This is a genomic window from Nitrosomonas sp. (assembly GCF_022842015.1).
Lineage (GTDB): Bacteria > Pseudomonadota > Gammaproteobacteria > Burkholderiales > Nitrosomonadaceae > Nitrosomonas.
In genome coordinates, this window is sequence record NZ_JALHQJ010000102.1 from 1 (window position 1) to 6898 (window position 6898).

Here is a 6898-nt window from a genome sequence, read left to right on the forward strand (position 1 = left end):
GCCGATTGGAAATATTCCACCAGCAGAATTTGAAATGGCATATTATCGCCAATTAAAGGAGTCAGCTGATGCAGCTTGACTCAAACCAAACAGTCTCCGGTAAATCCGGGGCGATTCACCATCTCGCTGCGGCGCAGTTGCTTACGTAGCAAAGCCTTACCGTGCATATCTACCCCGTGAATCTGAAATACTTCTTTTGCCAAATCGATGCCTATCGTTGTAATCTTCATGTCGGACGCTCCTCTCTATTTGGTGGGCTTTATTGCACCACTACTTTGGCACGTTGATGCCGTTTAGGGTAGTGGTCCATTACTTTTATCCATCGTGACCTTTTCAGGAACGCCACTGGCATGCATGGCTTTGTCAAATAAGCGTTTAGCAGCGGCCTTATCGCGCTTGTCCGTTAATAGAAAGTCGATCGTTTTACCATCCTTGTCCACAGCGCGATAGAGATATTTCCAAACGTCTTTCACTTTAATGTAAGTCTCGTCCATCCGCCAACTTCCACCAACCGGGCGCTTATACTTTCTGAAAATATTTTCCAGTAAGGGTAGAAACCGGATCGACCAACGGCTCACTGTAGAATGATCAACTGAAACACCACGCTCCTCCATCATTTCTTCCAGGTGCCGGCAACTTAACGGATACGCCGCGTACCAGCGGATGCAGACCAGAATCACCTCAATCGGAAATCGCATTCCTTTTACAACCAGCATGTAGCTTCACCATTTTCTCGATATCAACAGTCTACACGAAGGTGTTGATGATCTCGCTTAATGCGACAGAACCTAAAAAACGCCCCGACCATTACTGACAAACATAAAACTAAAATTGCTACGTAACAATTGGCCCTTTCCTAACTTTTTACCCTATTAAATAGGATTCAGCTCAGATTGCTTTAATTTTCTCCGGCCTGAACTTAACCGGCACCAGCATCCCTTTGCGTGCCCGGCGTAATACCAATGGCTGCAATTCTTCCCACTTCAGCACCCCCTGTAATGACTTGTTGCCTGCACCTGTACCGTTGATCTGAAGCGACGAGCCTGTCGGAAGCACTGCCGTGGCAATCAGCGATTCGCCATCATTCAATCCGAGAATGATCACACCCTTTCCTCCCGACAACGCCTTCATTTCGCTGAGCGGAAATAATAACAACTTACCATTGCTGCCCAGCGCCGCAACCAGCTTGCCGTTGATAACATTCGCCGCTGGCAATACACTAGCTCCCTTGCTCAGCGTCATGAAAGCCTTGCCAGCCTTCTGGCGAGATACCAAGTCTTTGAGCGTAGCAATAAAACCATATCCACCGGACGAACTGAACAGATATTGGGTATCCGGCGCTGCGGCGCACATTACTACCGCTTTTACCTTGGGAGGCATGTCTAACAAGGAAGCCAATGGCGCACCGTCGCTGCGCCCTCCAGGAATATCCGTCGAAGCCAGGCTGTAGGCACGCCCTCCGCTATCCAGCACCACAACCGGATAAGCGGTGCGTGTTTGCGCAATAGCTAATAATTGGTCTCCATCCTTAAATGACAGTCCACCCAGCTCCACTTCATGACCCGTGCGTTGACGTATCCAGCCATTCTTGGACAGAATAACCGTACAGGGTTCATCCGGCACGGATACCGTCTTAGCTACTACGCGCTCCGCTGCTTCAATTAATGTACGGCGGTCATCACCGTATTTCTTCACATCCGCCTCAATCTCACCGATAATCATGTCGCGCATCGCCGCTTCATTGCTCAAAATAAAATTTAGCTCCCCCTCTTCTGTTTTCAGCACATTTATTTCTTTCTCAATGCGGATGGTTTCGAGGCGGGCCAACTGCCTCAATCGAATTTCCAGGATATCATCCGCCTGAATGGCGGAGATGCCGAACTGCGACATCAGATCGGTCTTGGGATCCTCTGCTTCACGAATAACTTTGATAACCTCATCAAGGTTCAACAATACAGCAATGCGGCCCTTCAGGATATGCAGACGCTTCTGTACTTGATCAAACCTTGTCTGGCTGCGCCGAGTAACCGTGATAATGCGGAATCGCACCCATTCGATCAGCAATTCCAGGATGTTCTTCTGGTTCGGCCTGCCATCCAGTCCGATTGCGACCATATTGGCAGGGACCGTAGATTCCAGGCTGGTATGCGCGAGCAACAGGTCGATGAATTGCTCTTGCGGCATACGCGAAGAACGCGGCTCTAAAATAATACGTACGGAAGCATCTTTGCCGGATTCGTCACGCACGATTTCCAGTGCATCAAGGAACAGTTGCTTCATTTGCTTCTGTTCAACCGACAAATCCTTCTTGCCCGTTTTCACCTGCGGATCTGTTAAATCTCCAATTTCTTCCAACACTTTTTTTACGGAAACACCCGGCGGCAATTCATGCACTACCATACGCCATTGGCCTCGCGCTTGCTGCTCTATGGTCCAGCGTGCACGCACACGGAAGATACCTCGCCCAGTCGCATAAGCCTCGCGTATATCCTTAGCGCTGGAAATCAATTGACCACCGCCTGGAAAATCCGGCCCCTGGATATGTTGCAATATGTCCGCAACACTGATTGACGGGTTGTGCATCAGCGCAATCGCTGCATTACCTACCTCACGCATATTGTGCGGCAGGCATTCCGTCGCCATACCGACCGCGATGCCGGATGCGCCATTTAATAGCAGTAATGGGAGACGTGCAGGCAAATCCACCGGCTCCTGCTCTGATCCGTCATAATTAGGGCGAAAATCCACGGTTCCTGCATCCACTTCGGACAGTAGCAATTCAGCATATTTAGTCAGTCTGACTTCTGTATACCGCATGGCTGCCGGAGAATCTCCGTCACGCGAACCAAAGTTACCCTGACCATCAACCAAGGGATAACGCAACACAAAATCCTGAGCCATGCGTACCATCGCTTCATAGGAGGCAGAGTCGCCATGGGGATGATATTTACCAATCACATCACCGACCACGCGAGCCGACTTAACTGGCTTTGATCCTTGGGTCAGACCCAGACGATGCATCGCATAGAGAATGCGACGCTGCACCGGCTTCTCGCCATCGGATGCAGAGGGTAGCGCCCGCCCCTTGACGACACTAATGGCATAGCGCAAATACACCTGATGCGTGTATTCAGCCAGATCAATGCTGCCATCGTCGTTATCACTACCATTCGGAGCAGAGGCTGGCGGTGCGGGTGGCGACAATTCGGTCTCCTGCGGCGTCACTTGAGTCGGTGAGGAGGAATCCAGCGCATCAAATAGGTCCATATTCTTCATTTTTCGTTATATATCCGCTTCCACTTCGTTGCCGTGAATCATAATCAATTCCTTGCGCTCGCCGGTATGCGACTTACCCATCAAGGTATTGAAGGTACCCACTGCCTGTGTCACATTGCCCATGCCTATCTTCACCAGCCGGCGTGTGTCCGGGCATAAGGTGGTTTCCCACAACTGGACCGCGTCCATCTCTCCCAAACCCTTGAAACGCGAAATGGCCCAACCGCTTTCTTTAACGCCTTCCTGGCGCAGACGTGCTTCCAATATATCCAGTTCCACCTGATCCAAAGCATATAGCTTGCGTGGAGACTTGCTTTTGCCTTGTGCCGGCACATCTATCCGAAACAACGGTGGTTTGGCGATATACACATGCCCATGTTGAATAATTTTGGGAAAATGCCGGAAAAATAAAGTAAGCAGCAATGCCTGGATATGGCTACCGTCATCATCCGCATCGGACAGGATGATGATCTTGCCATAGCGCAAGGCACTCATATCTACATCGCTATCCAGCTTGTGCGGATCAATCGCCAGCGACACGGAAATATTGTGGATTTCCTGGTTGGCAAGGATCTGCGATTGATCCACTTCCCAACTGTTCATGCCTTTACCCCGCAACGGTAGTACCGCCTGAGTCTCTTTATCGCGCCCCGCTTTGGCCGAACCACCAGCGGAATCCCCTTCTACCAAAAACAATTCGGCGTTGAGGCCGGTCAGTTCTGAATCGGTGAGTTTGCCTGGCATCACTGCCACGCCGGAGCCTTTTCTGCGCTCAACTGTTTTAGCAGTCTTGCCGCGATCAATAGCATTCTTGATGGCTTGCTCGGCAATCTTTGTCGCTTCCGCCACATGCTCGTTAAACCATAAATCTAGCGCATCCTTTATGGCGACCGCAACCAGCTTGATAGCTTCACGCGAGGACAATTTTTCCTTGGTCTGACCAGAAAAACTCGGATCCACCATCTTGAGTGCCAGCACGAAACGCAGCTTGGACCATACATCCTCGGCCGCCAGCTTGACGTTGCGCTGCATCAATCCATGTTGTTCCGCGAAAGTGCGCACACTATTGAACACCACATCACGCAAACCAGCTTCGTGCGTTCCGCCTCCCAATGTCGGGATCAGATTGACATAGGATTCGCCCCCGCCCGAGCCGACAACCCATGCCAGTGCCCATTGCACGCCCTCACCATCCGAAAAGGTTTCATTAGCAACCAGATATTTTTCTCCGCAGAAAGCAGGCGCAACCGGCTCATCCTCAGCAATCATTTGATCTAGATACTGCGCGATTCCACCCGCAAAATGCCATTCCTTGACATCAAAACCAGCAGCGGCTTCAATATTGAGCAGTACTTTGACCCCCGGCAGCAACATTGCCTTGGCCCGCAACAAGTGTTCCAACTCTCCCCGATGCAGCGATGGGGAATCAAAATACTTTGCATTCGGGCAGATTCGCAGCGCGGTACCGGTATTGCGCACGCCGCAAGTACCGATAACGCTTAACGGCTCGATGACTTCACCGTCGGCAAAAACGATGCGATGTTGCTTGCCTTCGCGTTTGACTTCCACTTCCAGGCGAGTGGAAAGCGCATTGGTCACTGAAACGCCCACACCGTGCAAGCCGCCAGTAAATTTATAGCTACTGTCCGAGTCCCCTTTGGCGAACTTACCGCCGGAGTGAATTACCTGGAACACAACCTGTATGGTTGGAATATTTTCTTCCGGATGCAGACCGACCGGAATGCCCCGACCATCATCTGCGACGCCGACGGTGCCATCGCGGTAAAGCGTCACTTCGATATTTCTGGCATACCCTGCTATCGCCTCATCGACCGCATTATCGATGGCTTCCACCACCATATGCGTGGGGTCCGTGGTGCGGGTGTACATGCCCGGCCGCAACTGGATAGGTTCCAGCTTGCGCAGCACTCGGATCGAAGATTCATCGTAAGTTTGTTTTGCCATGATAATTAAATAGGTTTGATCTCGAAATACATCCCGAACCTTTTCTCCATATATTCATCCATAGAATGTGCCTAGCGGAAAAAGTACAATCCGCACATTTTGGTAGAGTTTTTAGCTTAACTGGATTTGATTGAATGAACGGGCAGTTAATAGAATTAGAATTGTCACTTGACTGCGAATGCAAAACTGATTGGCAAAATGCGTAGTTATTCGATTATCAATCCTTGTATGCCGCTACTGCAATTATAAAACATATCATTCAACTCAAAGCTAACTTCTCACACACCAGCCACGGTTTTGACAACAGAAAAAATCGGTGTAACGATATCCAAACGCACATGGTCGGCGCGTGTCGGAATTTCCAACATATCCACTAAGGGGTTGTAAGACCAAACCGCCGGAATTTTGGTTCTGTCGCATTAAGCGCAAAAAGGCATATTTCGGATGAGCTGACATGCCATCCATTTAAACTAGGCGGATTTATTCTACCAGCGCATAAAATTGATCAACAAAAGACATCTTGGCAGCTCCCTCCATCATCATCTGACCTTTGCGGATCATGTGCATGAGCTCGATGCCAGCCAAGATGTTTTTAGCTGATTGAAAAGATTTGAATCCGAGCATTGGTCTTGTTATTCACTTCACTGCCCGATGGTCTTGTTCCACGATATTGTTGAGGTATTTTGACGACAATGGAAATGTCATTATTCTTGATGATCTGATCAAGAGCTGCTTTACTGGCACCACTCTTGTCCATCGCTACATTTTCAGGCATATCATTGCTCTTAATGGCCTTCTTAAAAAAGCGCATGGCGGCTGCTTTATCACGCTTGGCTGTCAATAGGAAATTAATGGTGTTTCCTTCTTTGTCGACAGCACGATAAAGGTATTTCCAGGCACCTTTGACCTTGATATAAGTCTCGTCCATACGCCAGCTTCTACCAACCGAGCGTTTATACTTTTTTCTGAAAATATTTTCCAATAATGGTAGAAACCGGATCGCCCAACGGCTCACTGTAGAATGATCAACTGTAACACCACGCTCCTCCATCATTTCTTCTAGCTGTCGGCAACTTAACGGATACGCCGCGTACCAGCGGATACAAACCAGAATTATCTCAATCGGAAATCGCGTCCTTATTTAAAATAAGCATGTAGCATTACCATCTCTTTAATGGTCAACACTCTACACGAGAAGGTATCGATGATCCCGCTTAATGCGACAGAACCGAAATACTATGCAAATCGGCTTGCTGCTTAAACCGATAGATTCCATTTATGACAGCACATATCTTTTAAGAGCGACTTTTTTGCAAGGAGAGAACTTCCATCACAGTTCAAGAGAAATTGGTTTCTTAGACCACACAACAAATAAGCAGTACAGATTCAACCACCGACACTATGATTTTTAATCAGATGGTCTTACCCTCAAATCAAAACAAGGATTTTATTTATATGATATAACTTATTGTATTTAATAGTAATATCTTATTGGTGCCGACACCAAGAATCGAACTCGGGACCTTCTGATTACAAATCCATTTATATCAATAAGCCACAACAAATAACAACAAGCTAAAGCAATTCTATCAAATAGTTAATTAATTTCTATTGTTGCTGCTTGTCGTGTTTTTTGCTGGATTTTTATCTGTGAGTG

At 48.3% G+C, this 6898-nt stretch carries 2 protein-coding genes and 3 pseudogenes; all 5 read right to left on the reverse strand.

The features are described from left to right. Positions 1 to 116: 116 nt before the first annotated feature. Positions 117 to 230 (reverse strand): annotated as a pseudogene (locus tag Q0C11_RS13885) (IS110 family transposase); the annotation flags it as partial. 81 nt (positions 231 to 311) lie between these two features. Further along, positions 312 to 716: pseudogene (locus Q0C11_RS13890) on the reverse strand (IS6 family transposase); the annotation flags it as partial. Between the two features lie 172 nt (positions 717 to 888). Further along, positions 889 to 3276: a DNA topoisomerase IV subunit A gene (parC, locus tag Q0C11_RS13895; RefSeq protein WP_293008980.1), complete on the reverse strand. Its 2388-nt coding sequence runs from the start codon at positions 3274 to 3276 to the stop codon at positions 889 to 891. Positions 3277 to 3282: 6 nt separating this feature from the next. After that, entirely contained in the window at positions 3283 to 5241 is a 1959-nt protein-coding gene (locus Q0C11_RS13900; RefSeq protein ID WP_293008982.1) for a DNA topoisomerase IV subunit B, read from the reverse strand. A gap of 480 nt (positions 5242 to 5721) precedes the next feature. Beyond that, positions 5722 to 6382: pseudogene (locus Q0C11_RS13905) on the reverse strand (IS6 family transposase). Positions 6383 to 6898 lie beyond the last annotated feature (516 nt).